This is a genomic window from Streptosporangium sp. NPDC023615 (genome assembly GCF_040640155.1).
GTDB lineage: Bacteria > Actinomycetota > Actinomycetes > Streptosporangiales > Streptosporangiaceae > Streptosporangium.
This window is the reverse complement of sequence record NZ_JBFABE010000023.1, coordinates 74,480-99,622: the sequence shown is the minus strand read 5'-3', so window position 1 is coordinate 99,622 and position 25,143 is coordinate 74,480. Positions and strand designations below refer to the sequence as shown.

Sequence of the window (25,143 nt, the reverse complement as noted above, 5' to 3'; positions counted from 1 at the left end):
CCGGAGGGACGTCCGACGGGGTGATGTCCGCCGGGGCCACGTCCGGCGGGGCGACGTCCGACGGGGGGACGGGGTGAGCCGGGCCGGACGGGCCGCGGTCGCGCCGGTGGCCAGGGGGGCGCCGGCGAGGGCGTCCCTGGCGGGGAGGACGGTGGCGGCGGCCTCCGCGCTGAGGCGGACGGACGGGCTGATGCTGGTGGCCGTCGCCGCGCTGGCGGTGATCGGCACGATGCTGGTCTGGTCGTCGACCAGGACGTGGGCGGCCGGCTCCACCGGCCTGGTCAAGAAGCACGTCCTCAACCTCGTCATCGGTGCGGTGCTGGCCGCCGTGACCGCGATGGTGGACCACCGGGCGCTGCGGGCCTTCGCGCCACTGGTGTACGGGGTGACGCTGGTCGGGTTGTGCCTGGTGCTCACCCCCCTCGGCAGCACCGTGAACGGCGCCCACTCGTGGATCATGCTCGGTGGCGGGTTCGCGTTCCAGCCGTCGGAGTTCGCCAAACTCGGCCTGGCGTTGATGCTGGCCATGCTGCTGACCCGGCGGGCCAAGGGCACCGAGCGGCCCCGCGGCCCGTACGTGGTGATCTCCCTGGTGGTGGCCGCCTCCACCATGGCCCTGGTGATGCTCCAGCCCGACCTGGGCACCACGATGGTCATCGGGGTGATCACGGCCGGCACGATCGTGGTGGCCGGGGTGCGCAAGCGCTGGATCGCCGGGCTCGGCCTGGCGGTGATCGGGGCGGGGGCCGCGGCGTGGTTCCTCGACGTGCTGGAGCCCTACCAGATCGCCAGATTCACCGCGTTCCTCAACCCGTCCGCGGACCCGCGCGGGGTCGGCTACAACAGCACGCAGTCGCTGATCGCGATCGGGTCGGGGGAGGTGTTCGGCAAGGGGCTGTTCGGGGGCGGCCAGACCACCGGCCGCTTCGTGCCCGAGCAGCACACCGACTTCGTCTTCACGGTGGCGGGGGAGGAGTTCGGCTTCCTCGGGTCGGTCACCGTGGTGGCCCTGCTGGGGGTGATCCTGCTGCGCGGGGCGCGGATCGCCCGCGAGTGCGAGGACAGGTTCGGCATGCTGGTGGGCGGGGCGATCGTCTGCTGGCTGGCCTTCCAGACGTTCATCAACATCGGGATGACGATCGGGATCATGCCGATCACCGGCCTGCCCCTGCCGTTCGTCTCCTACGGGGGCACCGCCACCTTCGCCAACATGATCGCCTTCGGACTGCTCCAGGCGATCCACCGGCGCGGGCATCCGGTCTAGGGGCGGGCGCGGGAGCCCGGCCGCGCGGTCATCCGCCGGCGCGGGAGTCCGGCGGATCAGGAGTCGGGCGGATCGGACGTCCGGCGGATCGGATCGGCCGCCCCGGGCGCCGGTCCGATCGGCGTCCGGGCCGGTCGCGGGGCGCCGGTGGGGTACCGGTGGGGCGCCGAACGCCTGGTGCACCCCTCCGGGGCGGATATTCTTGACGGCATGCCTGTCGAGTCGCTGTTTCCCCGCCTGGAAGCGCTCCTGCCCAGAGTGCAGAAGCCGATCCAGTACGTCGGAGGTGAGCTCAACTCGACCGTCAAGGACTGGGACGAGACCACGGTCCGCTGGGCGCTGATGTATCCGGACGCCTACGAGGTCGGGCTGCCCAACCAGGGCGTCCAGATCCTCTACGAGATCCTCAACGAGCTGCCGGAGACGCTGGCTGAGCGGACCTACGCGGTCTGGCCCGACCTGGAGGCGCTCATGCGCTCCGAGGGCGTGCCCCAGTTCACGGTCGACGCGCACCGGCCGGTGCGGGCGTTCGACGTGCTCGGGCTGTCCTTCTCCACCGAGCTCGGTTACACCAACATGCTGACGGCGCTGGACCTGGCCGGCATCCCGCTGAGGGCGGCCGACCGGGGCGAGGACGACCCGATCGTGCTGGCCGGGGGCCACGCGGCGTTCAACCCCGAGCCGATCGCCGAGTTCCTCGACGCCGCCGTGCTGGGCGACGGGGAGCAGATCGCCATCGCGATCACCGAGGTCATCCGGGAGTGGAAGGCCGAGGGCTCGCCCGGCGGGCGGGACGGGCTGCTGATGCGGCTGGCCGAGTCCGGCGGGGTCTACGTGCCCAAGTTCTACGACGTCGACTACCACCCCGACGGCCGCATCCAGCGTGTGGCGCCCAACAGGCCCGGCGTGCCGTGGCGGATCCACAAGCACACGGTCATGGACCTGGACGAGTGGCCGTACCCGAAGAAGCCGCTGGTGCCGCTGGCCGAGACCGTGCACGAGCGGTTCAGCGTGGAGATCTTCCGCGGCTGCACCCGCGGGTGCCGGTTCTGCCAGGCCGGCATGATCACCCGCCCGGTGCGGGAGCGGTCGATCACCACGATCGGCGACATGGTCGAGGCGGGCGTGAAGGCCTCCGGGTTCAACGAGGTCGGCCTGCTGTCGCTGTCGTCGGCGGACCACTCCGAGATCGGCGAGGTGGCCAAGGGGCTGGCGGACCGCTACGAGGGCACCAACACCTCGCTCTCGCTGCCCTCCACCCGGGTCGACGCCTTCAACATCGACCTGGCGAACGAGTTCTCCCGCGGCGGACGCCGTTCCGGCCTGACGTTCGCCCCGGAGGGCGGCTCGGAGCGGATGCGCAAGGTGATCAACAAGATGGTCACCGAGGAGGACCTGATCCGGACCGTCACCACGGCCTACACCCAGGGCTGGCGGCAGGTGAAGCTCTACTTCATGTGCGGCCTGCCGACCGAGGAGGACGTCGACGTCCTGGGCATCGCCGACCTGGCCAGGAAGGTCATCAAGGCGGGCCGCGAGGCCACCGGGTCGCGCGACGTGCGCTGCACGGTCTCCATCGGCGGGTTCGTGCCCAAGCCGCACACGCCGTTCCAGTGGGCCGGTCAGGCCGACCACGAGACGGTCGACCGCAGGCTGCGGGCGCTGAGGGAGGCGCTGCGCGGAGACCGCGAGTTCGGCCGCGCCATCGGCATCCGCTACCACGACGGCAAGCCCTCGATCGTGGAGGGCCTGCTCTCGCGGGGGGACCGCCGCGTCGGCGAGGTCATCCGCGCGGTGTGGGAGGACGGCGGCCGGTTCGACGGCTGGAGCGAGCACTTCTCCTACCAGCGCTGGATGGACGCGGCCGAGAAGGCCGGCGTCGACGTCGACTGGTACACCACGCGTGAGCGCGGTGAGAACGAGGTGCTGCCCTGGGACCACCTCGACGCCGGTCTCGACCGCGAATGGCTCTGGCAGGACTGGCAGGACGCGGTCAACGACGTCGAGGTCGAGGACTGCCGGTGGACGCCCTGCTACGACTGCGGCGTCTGCCCCACGATGGGCACCGAGATCCAGATCGGGCCCACCGGGAAGAAGCTGCTGCCACTCACGGTTGTCTGAGACGGGCGGTGCGTGAGCGCCGCCCCTCGAAACGACGACCACGATCCGGGAAGGACGACACCGCCCTGAAACCAGCTCCCGACGGGCCGCCGCCCGCGCCCGTGGTGCAGCGCCTGCGTGTGCGCTACGCCAAGCGTGGCCGCCTGCGTTTCACCAGCCACCGCGACATCTCCAGGGCCCTCGAACGAGCGGTCCGGCGGGCCGACGTCCCGGTGGCGTTCAGCGCGGGTTTCTCGCCCCATCCGAAGATCTCCTACGTGGGAGGGGCCGCCCCCACCGGCGTCGCCAGCGAGGCCGAGTACCTGGAGATCAGCGTCACGCGCGCGTGCGATCCCGAGCGGCTCAGGGTCGCCCTGGACACCTCGCTGCCCGACGGTCTCGACGTGCTCGACGTCGTCGAGGCGGGGAGCACGAGCCTGGCCGACCGGATGGAGTGCTCGGCGTGGGAGCTGCGGCTGCCGGGGGCCGATCCCGCCCTGGCCGGGGCGGCGGTCGAGAAATTCGTCTCCGCCGATCAGGTCGAGGTCGAACGCCTTACCAAGAAGGGGATGCGACGCTTCGACGCCCGCGAGGCCGTGCTCAGCCTCGCGGTATTTGAGGGAAATGAGACAACAGCAGGTCAGGCGTCCGGTCAGCCATGTGTCATACTTCGCATGGTTGTACGGCACGCAACTCCTGCCGTACGACCCGACGACGTTCTCACTGGACTGCGTCTTGTGGCTGACTTCGCGCCGCCGGTGCCCCCCGAGGTGACCAGGCTGGCGCAGGGCCCGCTCGACGTTCACACCGGTGAGCCCGCCGACCCGCTCGGCCTGGACCGCGACACCACGCGCGGCGGCGAAGCGGAACCGGTGGGCAGGCACGTCGACGGCGACACATAGGACTTGGCGCCGGGCCCCTGGCCTGGCGGACAGTGAGAGACGAGAGCTCCCGCGCGGCGCGGAGACGTGCCCGGGAGCTGAACGGGAGAGCGTCCGCATGCTCGAGAACGAGCCCGAGACCGGGGCCAGCGGCCCCGGCGGGAACACCACGACAGATCAGCCGCGGCCGGTCCGCCGCAGGGCCGCGAGCCGGCCCGCGGGACCTCCGCCGGAGGAGCCGGAACCGGCCCCCGCGGCGCAGACCACCGGCGCACGGGCGGGCGGTGCCACGGCACCCGCCGAGGAGCCGCCTCAGGCCTCGCCCTCCCCGCGGGCCACCGGCTCCGGGACGGCGGCCGAGCCCGTCACCCCCGTGCCCCCCGTGCCCCCCGTGACCTCGGAGCCGGTTGCCGCCGGCAGCGCGGCCGGGGCCGCTTCCGGGGCCGTACCCGAGACGGTGGAGGCTCCCAAGCGGGCCACCAGGCGCAGGGCCGCCGCGTCCGCCGACGGCACGACCACCACCACGCGCCGTAGCCGCGCGAGGAAGACGGCCGAACCGGCCGCCGAACCGACCGGGACGGAGCCCGCAGGGGTCGTCGATCCCGTGATCGCCGCGTCTCCGGCGTCCCCGCCGTCCGGGGTGTCCGAGGCGCCCGCGCCGGCCGTGGCCGAGCCCTTCGCGGCCTCCGACCCCTTCGCCGTGCCCGACCCCTTCGCCGTGCCCGGCTCGTCCGCGCAGGCCGCGCAGGCCGCGCCGGCCGCCGAGCAGGCGCCCGCCGCCCCGGCCAGGCGCACCCGCGCCCGCAAGAAGGCCGCCGCGCAGGAGGCCCCGGCCGAGCCCGCGGTCTCCGAGCCCGTCGCTCGCGATGCCGCCGTCCCCGACGCCGCCGTCGCCGAGGCCGTCGTTCCCGAGTCCGCCTCCCCGGCCGGTGAGCCGGCCGCGGCGCGGACGGGCGAGGACGTGGCCCCCGACGAGGACGCCGACCCGGCCGCCGAGGCCGACGCGGCGGCGCTGCTGCTGGAGATGCCCGCCGACGAGCCGCTCGACGACGAGCCCGCCGGTGAGGAGGTCGTCGAGGAGCCCAGGCCCGGCCTGTTCGCCAACCCCTTCGGCCTGACGTCCCAGGAGCGCTCCGAGGTGCCCTCGGTGACCTTCCAGGCGCCCGCCGCGGTGTTCCAGCCGCTGTTCCAGGCCCCCGACCCGCAGCTCGCCACGCAGGCCCCCGTGCGTCCCGCGCCGGTCCAGCCGCCCGCCCCGCCGGTCGAGGCCGAGCCGGTCGAGGCCGAGGCCGCCGAGGAGCCCGAGGACGACGACCTGGACGAGGGCGACGACGCCGGAGGCCGCAGGCGCCGGCGTCGCAGGGGCGGCCGGGGCCGCGGCAAGGCCCGCGACCTCGACGAGGGCGAGGAGTCCGAGGCCGAGCAGGCCGACGAGGAGCGCCCCGAGGCCGACTCCGACCCCGACGCCGATGCCGACGACGACACCGAGAGCGGCAGCTCGCGTCGGCGCCGGCGCAGGCGCCGCAGGGGCACCGACGAGGCCGCCGACGTGCCGGACGACCCGCCCAACACGGTGGTGCGCATCCGCGCCCCCCGCGCCGCCCGCGCCGGGCGCGGCACCTCGGTGGACGAGGTGCAGAGCGTGCGCGGCTCCACCCGCCTGGAGGCCAAGAAGCAGCGCCGCCGCGAGGGGCGCGAGCTCGGCCGCAGGCGCCCGCCGATCATCACCGAGTCGGAGTTCCTGGCCCGCCGGGAGTCCGTCGAGCGCATGATGGTGGTCCGCCGCACCGGCGGGCGCACCCAGATCGCGGTGCTGGAGGACAACGTCCTCGTCGAGCACTACGTCAACCGCGAGGCGAGCCAGTCGTACGTGGGCAACGTCTATCTCGGCAAGGTGCAGAACGTGCTGCCGAGCATGGAGGCGGCGTTCGTCGACATCGGCAAGGGCCGCAACGCCGTCCTGTACGCCGGCGAGGTGAACTTCGACACCGCCGGGCTGGAGGGCCAGCCCAAGCGGATCGAGGTGGCGCTGAAGTCGGGCCAGTCGGTGCTGGTGCAGGTCACCAAGGACCCCATGGGCCACAAGGGCGCCCGGCTGACCAGCCAGATCAGCCTGCCGGGACGCTACCTGGTCTACGTGCCCGACGGCTCGATGACCGGGATCAGCCGCAAGCTCCCCGACAAGGAGCGCACCCGCCTCAAGAGCATCCTGAAGAAGGTCATGCCCGAGAACGCGGGCGTCATCGTCCGCACGGCCGCCGAGGGCGCCTCCGAGGAGGAGCTCGCCCGCGACGTGGCCAGGCTCTCGGCGCAGTGGGAGAACATCCAGCGCAAGGCCAAGCCGGCCAGCGCGCCGGAGCTGCTCTCCTCCGAGCCGGACCTGACCGTCCGCGTGGTCCGCGACGTGTTCAACGAGGACTTCGCCTCGCTGGTCGTGGCCGGCGAGGACGTCTGGGAGACCGTCGACGAGTACGTCCGCTACGTCGCCCCGCACCTGGCCGACCGGCTCAGCCGGTGGGAGGAGAGCGGCGACGTCTTCGCGGCGTACCGGATCGACGAGCAGATCGCCAAGGCCATGGAGCGCAAGGTCTGGCTCCCCAGCGGCGGCTCGCTGGTGATCGACCGGACCGAGGCCATGACCGTGGTCGACGTCAACACCGGCAAGTTCACCGGCCAGGGCGGCAACCTGGAGGAGACGGTCACCCGCAACAACCTGGAGGCGGCCGAGGAGATCGTCCGCCAGCTCCGGCTCCGCGACATCGGCGGCATCATCGTGATCGACTTCATCGACATGGTGCTGGAGAACAACCGGGACCTGGTGCTGCGGCGGCTGCTGGAGTGCCTGGCGCGCGACCGTACCAAGCACCAGGTCGCCGAGGTCACCTCGCTGGGCCTGGTGCAGATGACGCGCAAGCGGGTCGGCCAGGGGCTGCTGGAGGCGTTCTCCACCGTCTGCGAGTGCTGCAACGGCCGCGGCCTGCACGTCTCGGCCGAGCCGGTCGAGGCCAAGCCCGAGCCGCGCGGCACCCAGGGCAAGATGGCGGTCGAGAAGGCCGTGTCCGAGAAACTCGGCAAGGACGGTAACCACGCCGTGGCGGCCGGTGACCAGTCAGGCCGTGATACGGTGACCGATGCGCTTGACGGTGTCCAGAACGAGGACGGTCAGGCAGCGCAGGCTTCTGGCCGGGGGCGGAGACGCTCCCGCAAGGCCAGGCCGGCCGAGTAGGTCCCGTCCCGGAGATCTCGCCGCGACGAGGTCCGGCCAGGTGGTTCCCGCGAGGCGGTGCGGAACCCGTGACATGTCACGGGCCCCGCGCCACCCCGGGGGGCGTCACCCGGCCGGCCGCCGCGGGCAGGGATTCCGCGGGACGGGGCTCGGAGCCGGCACCCCCGACGTCCCGCCCGGTTCGACCAGGACACCGTCAATCCGGTACTCTGGTGAACCGGTGCGCTCATGGCGCGCCCTGTTCGCGCGCCTACCCGGTACGTCATCAACGACCACAGCCGGATGCGGGGCGCAGCATCCAGCGAGCAAGCAGTCAAAGAAGGGTTCCGCGGTGTACGCGATCGTTCGTTGCGGCGGCAGGCAGCAGAAGGTCTCCGTCGGTGACGTCCTTGAGGTGGACAAGGTCGCCGGCGAGGTCGGTTCCACGGTTTCGCTGCCGACGGTCCTCGTCGTCAACGACGGCGACGTGACCACCGAGGCGGGCAAGTTCACGGTCGCCGCCGAGATTCTCGGTGAGACCAAGGGTCCGAAGATCCGGATCCTGAAGTACAAGAACAAGTCGGGGTACAAGAAGCGCCAGGGTCACCGCCAGCGGTACACCCAGGTGAAGATCACCGGCATCGACCAGACCTGAGTTTCGGGAGTTTTGCGAGATGGCACACAAGAAGGGCGCGTCGTCCACTCGGAACGGCCGTGACTCCAACGCCCAGCGACTCGGTGTGAAGCGCTTCGGTGGTCAGCTGGTCAACGCCGGTGAGATCATCGTCCGTCAGCGCGGCACCCACTTCCACCCCGGCGACAACGTCGGCCGTGGCAGTGACGACACGCTGTTCGCACTGGCCGCGGGCCACGTGCTGTTCGGTGTCAAGCGCGGACGCCGCGCGGTGAGCATCGTTCCGGTCACCGTTCCGGCCGCGGAGTAGATTCGCGCCGAAAGACGTTCACGGCAGGGGTGGATCGCATTCAGCGGTCCGCCCCTGTTCGCGTTGTAAGCAGGAATTGCCGTAGATAGGGGTAAAAACCAGCATGCCGGACTTTGTGGACCAGGTGGTCCTGCACATCAAGGCCGGTGACGGGGGGAACGGCTGCGCCTCTGTCCATCGGGAGAAGTTCAAGCCGCTGGGGGGGCCGGACGGGGGCAACGGCGGCCGGGGCGGCAACGTGATCCTGGAGGTCGCCGCCAACACCGCGACGCTCCTGGAGTACCACCACCGCCCGCACCGCAAGGCCGAGAACGGCAAGCAGGGGAGCGGCTCCAACCGCGACGGCGCGAACGGCGCCGACATCGTCATCCCGGTGCCGGACGGCACCGTGGTCAAGGACGCCGGCACCGGTGAGGTGCTGATCGACCTCATCGGGGTGGGCACCCGCTACGTGATCGCCGAGGGCGGCCACGGCGGGCTCGGCAACGCCGCGCTGGCCTCGGCCAAGCGCAAGGCCCCCGGGTTCGCGCTGCTGGGCGAGCCCGGCGACGAGCTCGACGTGATGCTGGAGATGAAGAGCGTCGCCGACGTGGCGCTGGTCGGCTTCCCCAGCGCGGGCAAGTCATCACTGATCGCGGCGCTCTCCGCGGCCCGCCCCAAGATCGCCGACTACCCGTTCACCACGCTGGTGCCCAACCTCGGGGTCGTCACCGCCGGCGAGACGGTCTTCACGGTCGCCGACGTGCCCGGCCTGATCCCCGGTGCCTCGCAGGGCAAGGGGCTGGGGCACGAGTTCCTGCGCCACGTCGAGCGCTGCAACACGCTGGTGCACGTGATCGACTGCGCCACCATGGAGCCGGGGCGCGACCCGATCAGCGACTACGAGGTGATCGAGGCCGAGCTCGCCGCGTACGGGAAGCTGGAGGACCGGCCGCGGCTGGCGGTGCTCAACAAGTCCGACGTGCCCGACGCCCGGGAGCTGGCCGAGATCGTCACGCCGATGCTCGTCGAGCGCGGCCTGCGGGTCTTCTCGATCTCCGCGGCCACCCACGAGGGGCTCAAGGAGCTGACCTACGCCATGGGCGAGATGGTCGCCGCGGCCAGGGCCGCCGCCCCCGTGCCCGAGCCGACCCGCCTGGTGATCAGGCCCAAGCAGCACGGCGACACCGGCTTCTCCGTCCGCCGGGTCGACGACGACACCTTCCAGGTCACCGGGGTCAAGCCGGAGCGGTGGATCCGCCAGACCGACTTCACCAACGACGAGGCCGTGGGGTACCTCGCCGACCGGCTGGAGCGGCTCGGCGTGGAGGAGGAGCTCACCAAGGCCGGCGCCAGGGCCGGGGCCGAGGTGATCATCGGTTCCATGGAGAACGGGTACATCTTCGACTGGCAGCCCACGCTCAACGCCGAGGCCGTGCGCCAGGGGCCCCGCGGGTCGGACAACCGGCTCGGCGGGCGATGACCGCTCTCCCGGATGCCGCTCTCCCGGATGTCGCTCTTCCAGATGCCGCTCACCCCGGTGACCGCTCTTCCCGGTGACCGTTGTGGACGGTGACCGTCTTCGAAAGGTGCCCGTCGTGGACACTGCGCGCGAACGGATCCGTACGGCCGCACGCCTGGTCGTGAAGGTGGGTTCGTCCTCGCTCACCACCCCGCAGGGAATGATCGACGTCGACCGGGTGGACGCCCTGGTCGACGTGCTGGCCGCCCGGCGGGGGTCGGGAACCCAGATCGTGCTGGTCTCCTCGGGGGCGATCGCGGCCGGGCTGGGCCCGCTGGGGCTGCCGGCGCGGCCGCGTGACCTGGCGACCCAGCAGGCCGCCGCCTCGGTCGGCCAGGGCGTGCTGGTGGCCCGCTACACCTCCTCCTTCGCCCGGTACGGCCTGCGCGTCGGCCAGGTGCTGCTGACGGCCGACGACATGATGCGCCGCTCGCACCACGTCAACGCCGAGCGCACCCTGGGCCGGCTGCTGGAGCTGGGCATCGTGCCGGTGGTCAACGAGAACGACACCGTGGCCACCGACGAGATCCGCTTCGGCGACAACGACCGGCTCGCCGCGCTGGTGGCCCACCTGACCCGGGCCGACGCGCTGGTGCTGCTGTCGGACGTGGACGCCCTCTACGACGGCGACCCCCGCCGGCCGGGAGCCCGCAGGCTCACCGACGTGCGCGGGCCCGCCGACCTGGTCGGGGTCGAGCTCGGCAAGGGCGGCGCGGTCGGCACCGGCGGCATGGTCACCAAGGTGCAGGCCGCCACGATCGCCACCGGCGCGGGGGTGCCCGTGGTGCTGACCGCCGCCGCGCACGCCGCCCAGGCCCTCGCCGGGACCGACGTCGGCACCTACTTCCACCCCGGGGGGCGCCACCCGGGCACCCGCCTGCTCTGGCTGGCCCACGCCACCACCGGCCGGGGCCGGCTCCACCTGGACTCCGGCGCGGTCGAGGCCGTGGTGGGCCGGCGCATGTCGCTGCTGCCCGCCGGGGTCACCGGCGTGGAGGGCGAGTTCGCCGCCGGGGACCCGGTGGACCTGTGCGGGCCGCGCGGCCGGGTGGTCGCGCGCGGCCTGGTCAACTTCGACGCGGCCGAGATCCCCGGGCTGCTCGGCCGCTCCACCCGGGAGCTGGCGGCCAGCATGGGCCGGGAGTACGAACGAGAGCTCATCCACCGCGACGACATCGTCATACTGGAAACCCACAACTAGTTCTTTTGGAGCGCGAGATGTCCGAGGACTTCCTGAAGGTGGCCCTGGCGGCCAAAGAGGCCGCCGCCGAGCTGGCCCCGCTGCCGAGGGCGCCGAAGGACGCCGCGCTCCGGGTGATGGCCGACGCTCTGGTGGCGGCCTCCGCGGAGATCGTCGCGGCCAACGCGCTCGACGTGCGCAGGGCCGGTGAGAGCGGCATCTCCGCGTACATGATCGACCGGCTCCGCCTGGACGAGGCCAGGATCGCCTCGATCGCCGAGGCGGTCCGCCAGGTCGCCGACCTGCCCGACCCGGTGGGCGAGGTGATCCGGGGCAACGTCCTGCCCAACGGGCTGGAACTGCGCCAGGTGCGGGTCCCGCTCGGAGTGATCGGCATCGTCTACGAGGGCCGCCCCAACGTGACCGTGGACGCGGCGGCGCTCTGCCTGAAGAGCGGCAACGCGACCCTGCTGCGCGGCTCGTCCAGCGCGTACGAGTCGAACACGGTGCTGGTGAGGGTCATGCAGGAGGCGCTGGAGGGCACCGAGGTGCCGGCCGGGGCGGTCCAGCTCGTCCCGGGGACGTCCCGCGACTCGGTCAAGGAGCTCATGCGGGCGCGCGGCCTGGTGGACGTGCTGATCCCGCGCGGCGGCGCCTCCCTGATCAACTCGGTGGTGGAGGAGTCCACGGTCCCGGTGATCGAGACCGGCGTGGGCAACTGCCACGTCTACGTCGACGCGGACGCCGACGTCGAGCTCGCCGTGCGGATCCTGCTCAACTCCAAGGTCCAGCGGCCCTCGGTGTGCAACGCCGCCGAGACGCTGCTGGTGCACGCGGCCGTCGCCGACGCCTTCGTGCCGCGTGCGCTGGCCGCGCTGGCCGCCGAGGGCGTGACCGTGCACGGCGACGCCAGGATCGCGGCCTACGGCGACGTGGTGCCGGCGACCGAGGAGGACTTCCGCACGGAGTACCTCTCGCTGGACATCGCCGCGGCCGTGGTCGACTCCCTGGAGGAGGCGGTCGCGCACATCAGGACGTACGGCTCGGCGCACACCGAGGCGATCGTGACCCGCTCGGTCGGCGCGTCGCGCAGGTTCGTCTCCCTGGTCGACTCCGCGGCGGTGGCGGTCAACGCCTCCACCCGGTTCACCGACGGCGGGGAGTTCGGGTTCGGCGCGGAGATCGGCATCTCCACCCAGAAGCTGCACGCGCGCGGCCCCATGGGGCTGCCGGAGCTGACCTCGACCAAGTGGGTCTACACCGGCGAGGGGCACTTGCGCACCGCGGAGGGCACGGTCCTGGCCTCGGCCGACTCCTGCTCCTGACGCGGGCCGACCTCCCGTACCGGTGCGGCGCTCCCGCCACCGGCGACGGGCCGACACCCGTCACCGGCGGCGGGCCGACACCCGTCACCGGCGGCGGGCCGACACCCGTCACCGGAGGCGGGACGGCGCCCGCTCCCGGCAGGTGGGCCGATGCCCGTTCCGGTGGCGGGGCGGCCCGGGGTGACCGGCCTTCCGCGACGGGAGGCCGGTCCTGTCGTGGGAGGGGTGTCCCGAAGCTCGTCCGGGCCAAGCCGGCCTCGTCTTATTACCGTGAGTTATAGTGTGTCGCTCACCGTGATCGAGATGGCTTGTGGTTTGACTGGACTTCATGGAAATCGTAGTGGCATTCCTATTTATAGCTTTTGTCCTCTTTGGTGCTGATCGCTTGTTGCTGTTGCTGGAGAGCCGGGGTCATGTCACCTGGCGCCGGAGCAGGCGCCGTGACCTGTCGGCCGAACCCACGGCCGAGCTCGACAGCCTGCTGGAGGACCCGTTCCGTGGACCGGAGGCCCACCCGTCGCCGGCCCACCGGCCGCCGGACCAGCCCTGAGGCCCGTTCCGCTCTCGGCCGGGTTCGGGTCCGGCCCCGCCCGGTCCCCGGAGGACGGGCGCCCGAGGGGAACGACCTCTTTTCGGAACTCCGGCGTGCCGCCGGGAAAACATCGCTCTCGCCCGCTATGGTGTGGTCTCCTATGGCTGGAGAGCAGGGAAGCGAGCGGGAGCGAGCGACCCGATAGGCGCAGAGGTCCCTGACCCATGTGGCCGACGCAGGAGGTCACGTGGGTCGTCTCGGGCGGGTCGGTCCTTACACGTTGCTGGAGCGTCTCGGCCGGGGAGGCATGGGCGAGGTCTACCTCGCCTCCGGGCGCCGGGGCGACAGCGTCGCGCTCAAGGTCCTCCACGACATGGTGGACGCCGGCTTCGAGGCCCGGATACGCCTGGAGCGGGAGGTCCGCGCGCTGCGCAGGGTCGAGAGCCCCTATGTCGCCCGCGTCGTGGACGCCGACCTCGAAGGGGAGCGCCCCTACCTGGTCATGGAGTACATCGAGGGGGAGACGCTCCTGGAGCGGGTGCGCCGCGCCGGCCCCCTTGAGGGCGGCGGGCTGCTCACGCTCGCGCACGGCCTGGCCACCGCCCTGTCGATCATCCACGCGGCGGGGGTGGTCCACCGCGACCTCAAACCCGCCAACGTGCTGGTCGGCGAGGACGACGAGCCGGTGCTCATCGACTTCGGCATCGCCCACGTCCTGGACGCCACCCGGCTCACCCTGACCGGCACCTTCCTCGGTACCCCGGGTTACGCCGCCCCCGAGCTGTTCGCCGACGAACCGGTGGGCGAGCCCGCCGACGTGCACGCCTGGGCGGCCACCGTGGCCTTCGCCGCGACCGGGCGCCCCACCTTCGGCCGGGGCACGGTCGAGGCGCAGATGTACGCGATCCTCAACGGCCAGGCCGACCTGGAGGGCGTCCCGGCCGCGCTGCTGCCCCTGATCCGCGCGGCCCTGCATCGCGAGCCCGCGAAACGTCCCACGGCGGCCCTGCTGTGCGGCCGCCTCGGACGGCTCGTCCGGACCGCTCCTCCGCCGCCCAGCAGGACCGGGCCGCCGGCCAGGCGGCAGGAAGGACGGTCCGGGGCCGGGGCCAAGGGCGACGGCACCGCCGGGAACGACCGGCCGCCCAAGGCGGGGAGGGGCAGGGGAAGGGCGTCCACCCCGGCGGACGGGCCGTCCGGGCCGATACGGCCCGCGCGTCCCGTCACCGGTGCCGACGGCACGTCTCGCGGCGGTCGGCCGGGGCCGGCGTCCGCGGCCGACGAGGCGCCCCGCGCGGCGAGAGGGCCCTCCGCGGCCGGGGAGGCCTCCGGTGGCGGGCGCTCCACCTCACCCGCGACCGGCGAGACCTCCCGGGGCGGCCGCTCCCCGGGAACCGGCGAGACCCCGCGTCCCGGTCGGGGTCCGGTGCCGGAGACCGCCCGTTCCGGCCGCGCTCCGGCCTCCGAGCCCGCCCGTTCCGGCCGGACCTCGACGGCCGAGAGGGCGCGTTCCGGGCGCCGGGCCTCCGTGGGCACCGGGCCGGTCCGGCGCGGGCCGGTGAGGAGCCGTCCGGAGACCACGACGGGGAAGGCGGCGGGGCGGGGCGGGGCGGGGCCGCTGCCCGCGGGTAACGGGGCACTGCTCCTGCTGGCGGTGCTGGCGGTACCGTGCGTCGTGGCCACGGTCATCTGGCCCGCCGCCACCTTCGTCGTGACCGGTCTGTTCATCACGCTGGCCCGTACGCTCTGGGTCGGGCACCGGCTGGTCAGGAAGCGCCGCTCGGCCCGGGTCCGGGGCGCGCTGCGGGTGGCGGGCTTCCCGTTCGTCCTCACCGGCTCGCTGCTGACCGCGCTGGTGTGGCCGGGACTGCCGGCGGCGGCCCTGGCCGGGTCGGTCCTCTGGCTGACCTTCGGCGGCTCGCTGCCGCCGCAGTGGTGGGAGACCCCCGCGCCGGTGGCCCTGTCCGGCGTGGTGTTCGGTGTCGTCTGCGGCGGCGTGCTCGGCCGGGAGATCGAACGGATCGGAGCCGAGCTGGTCGAGCTCCGCAAGGAGGGGCTGCGCGCGCTGGCCGTGCTGGGCGGGTTCGTCGCCCTGTGCTCCGCCGCCGTGCAGGTGATCGCCCTGCTGGTGTAGGGGGCGCCCTACGGGTGATCCGTCCTGCCGGTGCGGGGGGCCGTAGGAGTGGTCGCGTCCTGCCGGGGCGGCCGGGGCGGCCGGGGCGGCCGGGGCGGCCGGGGCGGGGCCGCGTCCCGGCGGGCCGGGGGCACCGCGCTCGGGTGTGAGCGCGGTACCCGGCGGGGTTCCGGGGCGCGTTCAGGCGACCTGGGAGGAGGGGGCGGCCCAGGTGTTGCAGGCGGCCAGGTCGCTTCCGGCGTGACCGCGGGCCGTCCAGGCGGCCCGGTTGGAGCCCTTGCCGTACGTCCGGGCCTGGCCCTTGAGATCGCCGTTCCCCCTCAGGACGCTCAGCAGCTTCTTCCAGTCCTTGCCGTCGCGGCCGAGGGAGTCCTGGACACTGCGGATGAACACGCCGCCCAGGCAGTCGCTGTACAGGTTGAAGCGCCGGATCTGCTCGTACATCTCACTCTTGTTCGCGTACGGCGTCTTGTCGTACGCCGCGTGGATGCCGGACAGGGACGCCACGTGGTAGCCGTACAGCGCGGCCGTGTGGTGGAGCAGCCAGAGATCGTCGGTGTTCTCGAGCCAGTCCTTGCCGATCCGGATCGCGATCGTCCGGGACCGGGGGCAGTAGAGGGAGTAGGATCCCGGGTCCTTCTCGAAGGTGAAACCGCAGTACTTCCTGGGCAGCCTGTCGAAGAACTTGACCTTCGGTGCGCCGAACGACATCCCCGCCGTGGTGATGTGCCCCTCCCACGCGGTGTTCAGGCAGCCGACCATCGCCTTCATGTACCGCTCGGCCTGCGCGCGCGAACCGTCCTTGATCGGAGGTTCGGTGCAGGTGGAGGCGGCGAGGGTGCCGGAGTCGTACAGGGCGTTCTCCGTCAGGGCCGGGTTCTTGACCGGGTAGGCGTGCGCCGTGCCGGTGAGGAGCATCCCGGCCGCCCCGGCCATGGCGATGATCGTGCGGATTCTCATGGTCAACGATGGTAGGGGTAATGCCTTCGCCTGGAGGACGTAAAAAACGAAGGGCCCGGGAGTGCGATGCCCGGACCCTTTCGGTGGTGCTCCGCGTTAGTTTCCATCGCGGCGGGAGAAGCGGTTGAAGATACGCTCCCCGGCGTTGACGGCACCCTCGGCCACGTCGCGCAGGACGCCGATGAACGGGTCCTGCGACTGCGACCAGGATTCCCGGTAGGAGCGGGCGGCGGCCCTGATCTCCTCGGAGATCTTCGCGTCGGAGTCGTCGGCGCGGCGAGGATACTCACCGCCGACGATCCTGGTGTACTCGCCGCCACGGCTCCACTTGTCGAGCTCGGCGACCCGGGAGACGGCGAACGGGTGGGTGGTGCCCAGCAGGTTGAGGACCTTGAGCAGGCCGTCGCGGACGTCGCCGGCGGTGTCGTACTCGCGGGCCTGGTCGAGGAAGGCCTCGACGTTCATCTCGTGAAGGCGTGAGCCTCCGGCGAGCTTCATCAGGGCGCGCATCGCCGCGTCCGGGTCCTGGCCGCAGAGCAGGCCGCCACGGTCGGCGGACAGCTCGGACTTGCGGTGCCACTCCTCCAGGCCGGCCACGATCGCGCGCAGGCCGATGTAGCCGAGCGGGATCCAGGCCACCCGGCTGGCCAGGCGGGTGAGGATGTCGAGCATGGTGCGGTACACCGCGTGGCCCGACAGGATGTGGGCGGTCTCGTGGCCGATGGCGAAGCGCTGCTCCTCGGAGTCCATCAGGTCCAGGAGGCCGGTCGTGACGACGATGAACGGGTCGTCGAAGCCGATCGCCTTCGCCTGCACCAGCGGGCTCTGCTGGACGTAGACCTCGGGAATGCGGTGCAGGTCGAGCGTGTAGGCCGCGTCGCGGCCCATGTCGTGCAGGGCTCGGAACTGCGTGTCGCTGGTCCGTACGGCCGAGGCGAGGTAGATCAGGCGCAGCCGGCGCTCGCTGACCAGGCCGGACATCTGCTTGAGAACCGTGTCGAATCCGCTGAGCGATCGCAGGGCGACCAGCGCGGACCTGTCGGCGGGATGTTCGTAGGCGCGTGAACTGATGCCGGGAAGCTGCACGCGGTTGCGATCCGGGGTGGTGGTCATGTCCGGCATGCTACGTCGGCCTCGCCTGCCCCGCGCGGGGGGTGATTAAAAGCTGGGTGCGGCTTGAGCGTATGGTCCGTTTCATGATGAACGCGGCTACCGGTGGGACCAGACGGCGCCTGGGTGTCATGGGCGGTACCTTCGACCCCATCCATCACGGCCACCTGGTCGCGGCCAGTGAGGTCGCCCACCACTTCGATCTCGACGAGGTGGTCTTCGTACCGACCGGACAGCCGTGGCAGAAGGCCGACAGGACCGTCTCGGCCGCCGAGGACCGCTATCTGATGACGGTCATCGCCACCGCCTCCAACCCGCGCTTCTCGGTGAGCCGCGTGGACATCGACCGCCCCGGCCCGACCTTCACCATCGACACGCTCCGTGAGATCTCCGCCGCCTGGGGACCCGACGTGGACCTCTACTTCATCACCGGCGCCGACGCCCTCGCCCAGATCCTGAGCTGGCACAACGTCGACGAGCTGTTCGACATCGCCCACTTCGTGGGTGCCACCAGGCCAGGTCACGTGCTGCACGACCCGGGCCTGCCCCGGGGCAAGGTCAGCCTGGTGGAGATCCCCGCTCTGGCGATCTCCTCGTCCGAGTGCCGCGACCGGGTGGGCTCGGGGGAGCCGATCTGGTACCTCGTCCCGGACGGCATCGTCCAGTACATCAACAAGCGCGGGCTGTACCGGGGGCCGGAGGATTGACCAGGGCTTTCACCGTCCGGCCTCCGGTTCAGGGCACATCGAGGGCACATCGGCGAAGACGGAGTCGACGGCGGCTCTCGCCCGGTCGTCGGCGTCCGGCCACAGATGCGCGTAGATGTTCAAGGTGGTCACAGCCGAGCTGTGGCCCAGCAGGTGCTGGATGGTCTTGACGCTCTCGCCGTACCGGATCAAGGCCGAGGCGTAGGTATGGCGGCAGACATGCAGCCCGGTTCCCTGGGGAATGCCGACCGTGTCGGCCGCCAGCCGCCAGATGTCGCTCCACGTTCCCCTCTTGATCGGTGTGCCGCGCGATGTCGTGAACATCAACTCGGCCTCCCGTAGGACCGGTTGCCGGGGGTTGATCCGATCGATGATCTCGACTGCCGTCGCGGGGAACTCCTCGAGATGGGTTGCGAGAATGGTCGTGACGCTGCCAGACAGGGGAATCGTGCGATGGCTCTTGGGTGTTTTGGGCGGCCCGAGGTAGACCTCATTGCCCTTTGCCGCGCTGGTGATGAGCTGCTGTTCGACCTTGAGGATCCTGCGCTGAAGGTCGATCTTCCCAATTTCAAGTCCGAAGATCTCGGAAGGGCGTAGACCCGTCCCTACAGCGGTCAGCACGATGGCCCGATATCGGGCAGGGACGGCGTTCGCGAGTGCCATGACGGTCTGCACATCCAGCGGTGTGACCTTCTTCGTCTCCGGAGCAGGTAACCGGATGCCGACGCACGGCGAGTGCCCGATGACCCGGTCCCGGACGGCCGCCAGGAAGATCGAGCTTACGTAGCCGTACAGGACGTGCACGGTGGAGGGGGCGAGCTCCTCCGAGCATCGCCGTATAAGCGTCTGTACGTGCCCAGGACGGACGGAGGCTATGGTCTGCTCACCGAGTACCGGGTAGACATGGATGCGCAGCGCACGGTCCACCAGGGTGACGGTGGACTCCCTGTGCACCTGGCTCGTCCGCCACTGCTCGGCGAACTCCCGGAATTTGACCTTGCCACGGGCGGCATCCACGTACTGACCCGAGGAGAGATCACTCTTAGTTTTCGCGTCGAACGTGTCGGCGGCCGACCGCTTCGTGAAGTTCCTCTTCCGCTGTTCGCCTCGGTCGTCTCGCCAGCGGACCTGCCAGCGCTCACCCTTGCCGTGGTCAATGGTGGGGGTTCGACCATGCTCGGAGCACTTCGGGTCACCTGGCTTGGGGTGGGACTTGTGCCAGCGGTCGTAGACGGTCATGACTGCTCACGCACCCATGCATAGATCTCCTCGGGCAGGTAGCGCACGTGACGACCCACCTTGTAGCCCTTCGGTCCCTTGCCGAGGTAACGCCACTGGTAGAGGGTGCTCACCGGGAGGCCCAGGAAGTCGGACAGCCGTTGGACATCCCACATGCGTTCGTCGGTGGTCGTGCTCACGGAGCCTCCTCTATCGGGAGGATCACAGGGATGCCGGTCAACGCGGCGGCGAGGAGTGCGTCACCGAGGGAGTGGCCCTTTCCGGTGTACTCCCATTCGGCGACGACGAGGACGGTGTCCTCGTCGAAGAGGGGCAGCCGACCGGTGGTGATCTCCTTGTCGCGGGCGTAGGTGGTGCGGTCGGCGCGGATGTCGCCGAGGGTGGTGGAGTAGTGGCGGGAGCGGGTGGAGAAGTGGCCGCGGAAGCCGAGCATGTGGGCCCAGTGGGTCAGCCGGAGGTCGGCCAGTTCGTCGAGGGCGCCGAGGCGCTGGCATTCGGCGATGAGGCGGCGGGGGTGTTCGCGGAGGTTGAAGGCGGCCAGGTCGTCGAGGGGGTTGATGCGTCGATCGAGGGTGCCGACGCATTCGGCGGCCTTGGTGGCGTACTTGGCGATGTAGCCCGCTACGGCCTGGTCGGTGAGGTCGCCGTCCAGGGTGATCGGGCGGGTGTCGATCTGTTCGCCCCAGTGCAGCACACGGGCGGGTGCGTCGAGTACGGCCGGAGCGGTGACGGAGACGGCGGTGGTGGCATGCCGTACGGCGTCGGTCAGGGTGTCGGTGGTGGCCCAGGCCGGAGGTGGGGAGGTGGGTCCTTCGGGGCCGTCGAGGCGGATGACGGCGTGGAAGTGGACGACGCCGCGTCGCTGGTACTCGGCGACCTTGGCGAAGGAGACGGTGGCCTGCTCGCGCAGTTCCCGCAGGGTCAGGCCGGCGGATTTGGCGACGCGGCGGCGCAGGGCGTCGGTGAAGTACCGCCACAGTTGCGGGGCCAGGGCGTTGAACAGCACCGAGCCTTCGTAGTCGTAGCAGTCCGGGCAGAGCGGTTCACCAAGGCAGGTCTCATCGGCGTGGTGCCGGGCCGTGCAGGACATGACCCGGCCATGCGGGCAGGTGGGGGCGTCGCGGCGGGCGTGACAGGGCAGCGCCTTGCCGTTCTGCTCCCGGCGGGTGTGCACGGTGCCGAAGGAGGGGGCGGTGAGGGTGAGGAACAGGCAGGGATGCGCGGTGACGGTTTCGGGGACGCCCTTGCCGCCAGCCAGGCCCGCGCGGATGAGCTGGTAGGTGTCGGCGCGGTAGGTCTCGGCGCAGGCCGGGCAGCGGGAGGCGCGACGGGTCTTGCACGGGACGCGAAGAACGCCATCAGGTTCGGTGCGAGTGCTGTAGCGGTGGAGCAGTTCGCCGGTGGCCCGGTCGATGTGATCGACGCGGCCTCGCAGGTGGATCGGCTGACGACAACCGTTCGTGGCGCGGACCTGGGCGGCCCAGCGGGTGTAGTCCGGGTCGTGCAGTCGGGTGATCATGCCCCTGATCGCGTGCGGGATGGCCGTGGATACGGGCAAGATGAAGACCTCCTTTCACTCGTTGGGGTGCGAAGGGGATGGCCCCCGACCTGGTAGGCGTCTTGGCGGATGTACGGCCAGGCCGAGGGCGCCGACGACTCTCAGCAGAAGCCGAGACCGTCGCAGTAGGAGCAGGTGTCGCCGTAGGAGTCGAGGCCACCCCCGCCGCACAGGCAGCGCCAGCGGTGCGGCGTGGCCAGCGAGAACGGTTCCCGCTCGCAGATGGGCGGGGCGATTGCTTCTTGGCCAGCATCAGACGACATCGGCGACTTCCAGGTAGGCGGCCAGGTCCCGCAGTCCCTTGATCACGGCGGGTCGGCGCTCGGGGCCGGTCATCGTGGTTCCCCTTGTCTCTGCGCGGGTTTGGTGACGGTGTGCAGGCTGCGGAGCAGGTCGGTGGCGAGTTGGTCGGAGACGCCCAATCGAGCGCGAAGCGTGCTGGCGGTGATGGGCCGGCCGTGTTGGGCGTGGTGTTCGATGGCCACGCGGCGGGCGAAGGTGACCAGCGCCGGGGACGGTCCGGTTGAGTCATCGGGGACGGCGTCGGCGGCGGGGGTGAGTTCGGGGATCGGCGGCGCGGGGACCGGTGCGGTGGAGGCGGTGACCGTCACCGCGGATGAGGAGGCGGAGTGGGAGACGGCCGCACGGCGTTCCAGCATCGAGACCGCGATGAGGAACGCCCCGGCGGGTGTGGCGGCGACCAGCCAGCCCCATACCGATGCTTCGGCTTGGTGCAGGTTGGCCGCCAGGGAGAGCAGGACGCCACCGGCTAGGACGAGCGCCGGCCAGGAGACCGGTCCGGAGCGCTGGCGTCCGGTCTTGGCGTCACGCTGGCGTTCGCGGGCGGCCATGACGCAGGTGAGGTCGACGCAGACGGCCACGGCCCAGGCCATCCAGCCGTGTTGTCCGTGCTGGGTGGCGGTGTCGTGGATGTGGGTGAACGATCCGGCACCCGCGATGGCGGCCAGGATGAGGACCGGCCCAGAGTCGAGCAGGTAGCGGGCGAGGTGTCGCATCGTTTCCCCCTTTCTGATCGGGTCGGTCGGTTCAGGCGTCGAGAAGTTCGGTCAGGTCGAGCTCGCTCGTGGCCGCGTCGTGGATGCCGGAGGTGATGTCGGCCCAGGCCGGGGTGAGGTCTGAGTACATGCGGGCGGCGTGTTCGGCGGCCTGCTCGGAGACGTAGAAGGAGCGAGCGCGGTACCACTGACCGTCCTGTCCGGCGACGATGGCCACACCGGGGGTCTCGGCGGGGATCGCGCGGGCGGAGACCAGCGCGGCGGGGTCGAGGTCGCCGAGGGTCATGGTCGCTGTCTCCGGGTCGTTGACCCGGTGGCAGATGCGGCCCGAGCACTGCGCGCGAAGCGCGGTGACGCCAGGGCCGAGGTCGGAGCCGATGCGCTGGCCGCAGCAGAACAGGTAGATCCCGAAGGCCCGCCCGAGCTGGGCCACGCGGAGCAGCGCGGTTGAGGTCTTGGCGATCTCGTCTTTCTCGCTCTTGTCGGCCATCAGATACAGCTCGGCCAGCTCGTCGACCAGGACCACGATGGGGATAGGCCGTATGCCGGGTGGGAGTTGCCAGATGTTGCGGGCGCCTGCCGTACGACACAGGCCCATCCGGTCGATCATCAGTCCCACCAGGTCATCGAGCAGGCCGACCGACTCGGCGCGGGAGGTGGCCAGCGCCGACAGGCGCGGGGTGTAGGGGGTGAACTCCACGCCGCCTTTGAGGTCGAAGCCGACCAGCGCCACCGGTTGCGGGGCCAGGCCGACGATCAGGGCGTTGGCGAGGTTGGATTTTCCGGACTGGGTCGCTCCGGCGTTGAGCCAGTGCGGCACGGTGCGAAAGTCGATCTCCCAGGGCTTGCCGGTCTCCAGCTGTCCCACGGTGACCTTGAGCAGTTCGGAGGAGGGTGGCAGGTCGGCGACCCGGACGAGGGGATCGCGCATGGTCGTGGCCAGGACGATCCGTCCGGGGCGGGGTGAGGAGACGCGGACGGCGTGGACCCGCCAGGAGTGCGCGAGGCGTTCGGCGGCCTTGGCGTAGTCCTCGGGGATCTGGCCTTCCAACAGGTGGAGGGTGACGCGCCAGCCGTGCCGGGTGGGCAGGGGCAGCCACATCCAGGGTTTGGTGTCGACGGCGATGCGTTGGAAGCGGCGGCGGACCTTGACCAGGCCGGTGGAGGCGACCGCGCCGGGGGTGAGGGTGAACCACCAGCGCTGGCGCTTCTTGGTCAGGCCGCAGCCTAGGGCGACCTTGCGCCAGGTGGCCCGGACGCCGATGGCCGTCAGCGGATAGCCGGCCACCAGCCAGAAGGAGCGGTAGTGCCAGCGCCGCCAGGCCCACAGCCCGGCCACCACGACGGCCACGACAACGACGGCATCGAGGAGCGTGAGCAGCAGGTCATCGCGCAAGAGTGCTCACCTCCATCGGGAGGATCGAGGCGGCGCGGTAGCTGATGCCCCAGCGGACTTCGCCGTTGCGGGTCTGCTCCCAGACGAAGCCGACCAGGTCGACGGGGTGGACGGGCATGCCGAGGGTGACAGGCGGTTCGCCGGAGGTGTTGACGCGGATCAGCTCGATGCGGCCGGTCGCGTCGATGGCCGACATGGCGACTTCGTAGACGGGGTTGCCGCTCTTGTCGGTCTTGATTTCGCCGGTGTCCTTGTTGACCAGGCGGGGGCGGGGTGCGGCGACGCAGACGAACTGCAGTTTGGCGGTGTCGACGGGGATGGGGATGTTGCGCATGGTGGGTGACCTTCTATTCGACGTAGCCAACATAGTTAACCTAGTTGGCTCGGTTGTCAACGTTCTCATGGTTGGCTTGGTTGCGCGTCTGTGCTGAACTAGGAGCAAGCAGACGGCGGAAGAGGGATGGATGGTCAAGAACACCGGGCGGCCCGGCTACCTGCAGATCGCCGACGATCTGCGCGAGCAGATCCGTACCGGCGCCCTGGCCCCCGGAGCCCCGCTGCCGTCCACCACCCAGCTCGCCGAGCGCTACGAAGCCTCGTTGAGCGTGGTGAAACTCGCCGTCGGCGTCCTGCGCAACGAGGGCTTAGTGATCGGCCAGCAGGGCAAGGGCGTCTTCGTCCGGGAGGGCGCCGCGCCGGCGCCGGCCCCGTCGGATGAGCTGACCGAGATCCGCGCCACCTTGCACGACCTGTCGGAACGACTCGCCCGGGTCGAGTCTGCTCTGAACGACCGCCCGTAGGCGGTGTGTGCGGTCATCCGCGGACGTGGCAACCGGTCACCCGCCGCGCCAAGACCGCCGAACGGGTCGGCGCGGCCGTGCGCAGGCTCATGCACCGGTCCTCCTGGCGCATCCCGATCAGAACGAGCGTGTAGCCGACGACCACGACGGCCGTGAGCACCAGGGCGACGATGAGAGGGATCGCGCTCACGTCCAGATCACCCCCGCCTCCACGGTGCCGCGCGGGTAGCCGGCCGGGCGCCGGACCTCGCCGCGCCGCCTGCTCGCCTTACGTCGCTTGGCCTGCCGCCGCAGCCAGCGTGCCGAGGCGTGGCACTTCCGGCAGAGCGTCTGCCCTTCCTCCACGGCCGCGCCGCAGGCGCAGACCGGTCCCTCCTCCAGCGAGGCCATCAGGTCGATCATGTTCGCGTCTCCCTTCGTCGAGTCGGTGTCGTGCGGTGTGACACCGAGAATCCGCCCGAAGGGTGGGACGAGATCACTACAGGACGGGACATGTTCGGGACGTCCGGCATACGATGTCCAAGTCCCCGGACGTCCCTGACGGGCAGGTGAGATGGCGAACGAGCGGCTGCGCGCGGCGCTGTTAGCGAAGGGTATGAGCGTCGCGGTACTGGCCGAGGCCATCGCGGTGGATCCCAAGACCGTCGAGCGGTGGATCACCAAGGGACGCGAGCCGTACCGGAAACATCGATTCGCCGTGGCGTCGCTGCTGGGTACGGACGAGACCTACCTGTGGCCGCAGGCTCTCAGCCAAGAGCAGGTCGTGGCCGCGTCCGAGAGCGAGATCATCAATGTGTACCCGCATCGGTGGACGATGCCCCGGGGGGCGTGGGAGGGCCTGTTCCGCGGTGCGTCAGAAAAGATCGACATCCTGGTGTACGTCGGGATGTTCCTTGCCGAGGACGCCGGGCTGATCCGGCTTCTCGCCGAGAGGGGCAGGTCCGGGGCCCGGCTTCGCGTCCTGCTCGGCGACCCGGAATCTGAGGAAGTGATCCGGCGTAGCGCCGATGAGGGCATCGGCAAGGACGCGATCTCAGCGAAGATCCGGAGCGTGCTCTCCCTGTACGCGCCGTTGCGCGAGGTGGCCGAGTTCCGGATGCACGGCACGACGCTCTACAACTCGATCTTCCGGGCGGACGACCAGGTTCTCGTGAACACGCACGTGTATGGTGAGGTGGCCTCCAATGCGCCAGTGCTTCATCTGCGCAGGGTGGCCGGCGGGGACATGGTGACCACGTACCTGGACAGTTTCGACAAGATATGGAACGAAGCCCGCCCGGTAGAGTGGTGA

At 71.1% G+C, this 25,143-nt stretch carries 25 protein-coding genes; 14 read left to right on the top strand and 11 right to left on the bottom strand.

Features of this window, described 5'->3' with window-relative positions:
* Window positions 1–106 precede the first annotated feature (106 nt).
* The 11 genes from rodA (at window position 107) to AB0G16_RS18580 (ending at window position 15,066) form a co-directional block, all read left to right on the top strand.
* Complete coding sequence (rodA, locus tag AB0G16_RS18630) at window positions 107–1,264, top strand: rod shape-determining protein RodA (protein ID WP_362806106.1); 1,158 nt, start codon at window positions 107–109, stop codon at window positions 1,262–1,264.
* A 210-nt stretch (window positions 1,265–1,474) separates the two neighbouring features.
* Window positions 1,475–3,385 carry a TIGR03960 family B12-binding radical SAM protein gene (locus tag AB0G16_RS18625; protein WP_362806089.1) on the top strand — a complete coding sequence of 637 codons (1,911 nt, stop codon included), beginning with the start codon at window positions 1,475–1,477 and terminating at the stop codon, window positions 3,383–3,385.
* Between the two features lie 101 nt (window positions 3,386–3,486).
* Complete coding sequence (locus AB0G16_RS18620) at window positions 3,487–4,266, top strand: TIGR03936 family radical SAM-associated protein (RefSeq protein WP_362806087.1); 780 nt, start codon at window positions 3,487–3,489, stop codon at window positions 4,264–4,266.
* A gap of 97 nt (window positions 4,267–4,363) precedes the next feature.
* Complete coding sequence (locus tag AB0G16_RS18615; RefSeq protein ID WP_362806085.1) at window positions 4,364–7,471, top strand: Rne/Rng family ribonuclease; 3,108 nt, start codon at window positions 4,364–4,366, stop codon at window positions 7,469–7,471.
* A 331-nt stretch (window positions 7,472–7,802) separates the two neighbouring features.
* The gene (gene rplU, locus AB0G16_RS18610) at window positions 7,803–8,105 is read left to right on the top strand and encodes a 50S ribosomal protein L21 (protein ID WP_362806083.1); all 303 of its coding nucleotides are present in this window, start codon (window positions 7,803–7,805) and stop codon (window positions 8,103–8,105) included.
* A gap of 19 nt (window positions 8,106–8,124) precedes the next feature.
* On the top strand, window positions 8,125–8,394 hold the full coding sequence (gene rpmA, locus AB0G16_RS18605; RefSeq protein WP_344895807.1) for a 50S ribosomal protein L27: 270 nt from the start codon (window positions 8,125–8,127) through the stop codon (window positions 8,392–8,394).
* A 103-nt stretch (window positions 8,395–8,497) separates the two neighbouring features.
* Window positions 8,498–9,856, top strand: coding sequence for a GTPase ObgE (gene obgE / locus AB0G16_RS18600; protein WP_362806081.1), 1,359 nt, complete (start codon window positions 8,498–8,500; stop codon window positions 9,854–9,856).
* Between the two features lie 115 nt (window positions 9,857–9,971).
* Window positions 9,972–11,096, top strand: a complete 1,125-nt coding sequence (gene proB, locus AB0G16_RS18595) for a glutamate 5-kinase (RefSeq protein ID WP_362806079.1) — start codon at window positions 9,972–9,974, stop codon at window positions 11,094–11,096.
* 17 nt (window positions 11,097–11,113) lie between these two features.
* On the top strand, window positions 11,114–12,400 hold the full coding sequence (locus AB0G16_RS18590) for a glutamate-5-semialdehyde dehydrogenase (RefSeq protein ID WP_362806077.1): 1,287 nt from the start codon (window positions 11,114–11,116) through the stop codon (window positions 12,398–12,400).
* A gap of 385 nt (window positions 12,401–12,785) precedes the next feature.
* Window positions 12,786–12,950, top strand: coding sequence for a hypothetical protein (locus AB0G16_RS18585; RefSeq protein WP_362806075.1), 165 nt, complete (start codon window positions 12,786–12,788; stop codon window positions 12,948–12,950).
* Between the two features lie 229 nt (window positions 12,951–13,179).
* Entirely contained in the window at window positions 13,180–15,066 is a 1,887-nt protein-coding gene (locus AB0G16_RS18580; RefSeq protein WP_362806073.1) for a protein kinase, read from the top strand.
* A gap of 180 nt (window positions 15,067–15,246) precedes the next feature.
* Here AB0G16_RS18580 and AB0G16_RS18575 read toward each other — a convergent pair whose 3' ends face one another.
* Window positions 15,247–16,026, bottom strand: coding sequence for a neutral zinc metallopeptidase (locus AB0G16_RS18575; protein WP_362806071.1), 780 nt, complete (start codon window positions 16,024–16,026; stop codon window positions 15,247–15,249).
* Window positions 16,027–16,122: 96 nt separating this feature from the next.
* Window positions 16,123–17,148, bottom strand: a complete 1,026-nt coding sequence (locus AB0G16_RS18570) for a M48 family metallopeptidase (protein ID WP_362806069.1) — start codon at window positions 17,146–17,148, stop codon at window positions 16,123–16,125.
* Window positions 17,149–17,222: 74 nt separating this feature from the next.
* Here AB0G16_RS18570 and nadD point away from each other — a divergent pair, with 74 nt between their 5' ends.
* Complete coding sequence (gene nadD / locus AB0G16_RS18565; protein ID WP_362806067.1) at window positions 17,223–17,843, top strand: nicotinate-nucleotide adenylyltransferase; 621 nt, start codon at window positions 17,223–17,225, stop codon at window positions 17,841–17,843.
* 9 nt (window positions 17,844–17,852) lie between these two features.
* Here nadD and AB0G16_RS18560 read toward each other — a convergent pair whose 3' ends face one another.
* The 7 genes from AB0G16_RS18560 to AB0G16_RS18530 form a co-directional block, all read right to left on the bottom strand.
* A complete protein-coding gene (locus tag AB0G16_RS18560; RefSeq protein WP_362806065.1) occupies window positions 17,853–19,082 on the bottom strand; it encodes a site-specific integrase in 1,230 nt (409 codons plus the stop codon).
* Window positions 19,079–19,261 (bottom strand): helix-turn-helix domain-containing protein, encoded by a 183-nt coding sequence (locus AB0G16_RS18555; protein ID WP_362806064.1) that lies wholly within the window; start codon window positions 19,259–19,261, stop codon window positions 19,079–19,081. The genes AB0G16_RS18560 and AB0G16_RS18555 overlap by 4 nt, the downstream gene beginning before the upstream one ends.
* Complete coding sequence (locus tag AB0G16_RS18550) at window positions 19,258–20,640, bottom strand: replication initiator (RefSeq protein ID WP_362806062.1); 1,383 nt, start codon at window positions 20,638–20,640, stop codon at window positions 19,258–19,260. The genes AB0G16_RS18555 and AB0G16_RS18550 overlap by 4 nt, the downstream gene beginning before the upstream one ends.
* Window positions 20,641–20,741: 101 nt before the next feature.
* Complete coding sequence (locus AB0G16_RS18545) at window positions 20,742–20,903, bottom strand: hypothetical protein (RefSeq protein ID WP_362806060.1); 162 nt, start codon at window positions 20,901–20,903, stop codon at window positions 20,742–20,744.
* 69 nt (window positions 20,904–20,972) lie between these two features.
* The gene (locus AB0G16_RS18540; protein WP_362806058.1) at window positions 20,973–21,656 is read right to left on the bottom strand and encodes a DUF2637 domain-containing protein; all 684 of its coding nucleotides are present in this window, start codon (window positions 21,654–21,656) and stop codon (window positions 20,973–20,975) included.
* A 31-nt stretch (window positions 21,657–21,687) separates the two neighbouring features.
* Window positions 21,688–23,052 carry an FtsK/SpoIIIE domain-containing protein gene (locus AB0G16_RS18535; protein ID WP_362806056.1) on the bottom strand — a complete coding sequence of 455 codons (1,365 nt, stop codon included), beginning with the start codon at window positions 23,050–23,052 and terminating at the stop codon, window positions 21,688–21,690.
* A complete protein-coding gene (locus AB0G16_RS18530) occupies window positions 23,042–23,386 on the bottom strand; it encodes a hypothetical protein (protein WP_362806054.1) in 345 nt (114 codons plus the stop codon). Before AB0G16_RS18530 ends, AB0G16_RS18535 begins: the two co-directional genes overlap by 11 nt.
* A 130-nt stretch (window positions 23,387–23,516) precedes the next feature.
* Between AB0G16_RS18530 and AB0G16_RS18525 the strand changes: the two genes are divergently transcribed.
* Window positions 23,517–23,852, top strand: coding sequence for a winged helix-turn-helix domain-containing protein (locus tag AB0G16_RS18525; RefSeq protein ID WP_362806052.1), 336 nt, complete (start codon window positions 23,517–23,519; stop codon window positions 23,850–23,852).
* Between the two features lie 13 nt (window positions 23,853–23,865).
* Here AB0G16_RS18525 and AB0G16_RS18520 read toward each other — a convergent pair whose 3' ends face one another.
* Together AB0G16_RS18520 and AB0G16_RS18515 are read right to left on the bottom strand one after the other, a co-directional pair.
* Window positions 23,866–24,042 (bottom strand): hypothetical protein, encoded by a 177-nt coding sequence (locus AB0G16_RS18520; protein ID WP_362806050.1) that lies wholly within the window; start codon window positions 24,040–24,042, stop codon window positions 23,866–23,868.
* Window positions 24,039–24,254 (bottom strand): hypothetical protein, encoded by a 216-nt coding sequence (locus AB0G16_RS18515; RefSeq protein WP_362806048.1) that lies wholly within the window; start codon window positions 24,252–24,254, stop codon window positions 24,039–24,041. Before AB0G16_RS18515 ends, AB0G16_RS18520 begins: the two co-directional genes overlap by 4 nt.
* Before the next feature lie 151 nt (window positions 24,255–24,405).
* Here AB0G16_RS18515 and AB0G16_RS18510 point away from each other — a divergent pair, with 151 nt between their 5' ends.
* A complete protein-coding gene (locus tag AB0G16_RS18510) occupies window positions 24,406–25,143 on the top strand; it encodes an XRE family transcriptional regulator (protein ID WP_362806046.1) in 738 nt (245 codons plus the stop codon).

What these genes read in the sequence shown, in the direction of transcription:
- AB0G16_RS18625 (WP_362806089.1), top strand. Translation starts at nt 1,475, where the DNA reads ATGCCTGTCGAGTCGCTGTTTCCCCGCCTGGAAGCGCTCCTGCCCAGA.
- AB0G16_RS18615 (WP_362806085.1), top strand. Translation starts at nt 4,364, where the DNA reads ATGCTCGAGAACGAGCCCGAGACCGGGGCCAGCGGCCCCGGCGGGAAC.
- rpmA (WP_344895807.1), top strand. Translation starts at nt 8,125, where the DNA reads ATGGCACACAAGAAGGGCGCGTCGTCCACTCGGAACGGCCGTGACTCC.
- obgE (WP_362806081.1), top strand. Translation starts at nt 8,498, where the DNA reads ATGCCGGACTTTGTGGACCAGGTGGTCCTGCACATCAAGGCCGGTGAC.
- AB0G16_RS18590 (WP_362806077.1), top strand. Translation starts at nt 11,114, where the DNA reads ATGTCCGAGGACTTCCTGAAGGTGGCCCTGGCGGCCAAAGAGGCCGCC.
- AB0G16_RS18575 (WP_362806071.1), bottom strand. Translation starts at nt 16,026, where the DNA reads ATGAGAATCCGCACGATCATCGCCATGGCCGGGGCGGCCGGGATGCTC.
- AB0G16_RS18570 (WP_362806069.1), bottom strand. Translation starts at nt 17,148, where the DNA reads ATGCCGGACATGACCACCACCCCGGATCGCAACCGCGTGCAGCTTCCC.
- nadD (WP_362806067.1), top strand. Translation starts at nt 17,223, where the DNA reads ATGATGAACGCGGCTACCGGTGGGACCAGACGGCGCCTGGGTGTCATG.
- AB0G16_RS18560 (WP_362806065.1), bottom strand. Translation starts at nt 19,082, where the DNA reads ATGACCGTCTACGACCGCTGGCACAAGTCCCACCCCAAGCCAGGTGAC.
- AB0G16_RS18545 (WP_362806060.1), bottom strand. Translation starts at nt 20,903, where the DNA reads ATGTCGTCTGATGCTGGCCAAGAAGCAATCGCCCCGCCCATCTGCGAG.
- AB0G16_RS18540 (WP_362806058.1), bottom strand. Translation starts at nt 21,656, where the DNA reads ATGCGACACCTCGCCCGCTACCTGCTCGACTCTGGGCCGGTCCTCATC.
- AB0G16_RS18530 (WP_362806054.1), bottom strand. Translation starts at nt 23,386, where the DNA reads ATGCGCAACATCCCCATCCCCGTCGACACCGCCAAACTGCAGTTCGTC.
- AB0G16_RS18525 (WP_362806052.1), top strand. Translation starts at nt 23,517, where the DNA reads ATGGTCAAGAACACCGGGCGGCCCGGCTACCTGCAGATCGCCGACGAT.
- AB0G16_RS18515 (WP_362806048.1), bottom strand. Translation starts at nt 24,254, where the DNA reads ATGATCGACCTGATGGCCTCGCTGGAGGAGGGACCGGTCTGCGCCTGC.
- AB0G16_RS18510 (WP_362806046.1), top strand. Translation starts at nt 24,406, where the DNA reads ATGGCGAACGAGCGGCTGCGCGCGGCGCTGTTAGCGAAGGGTATGAGC.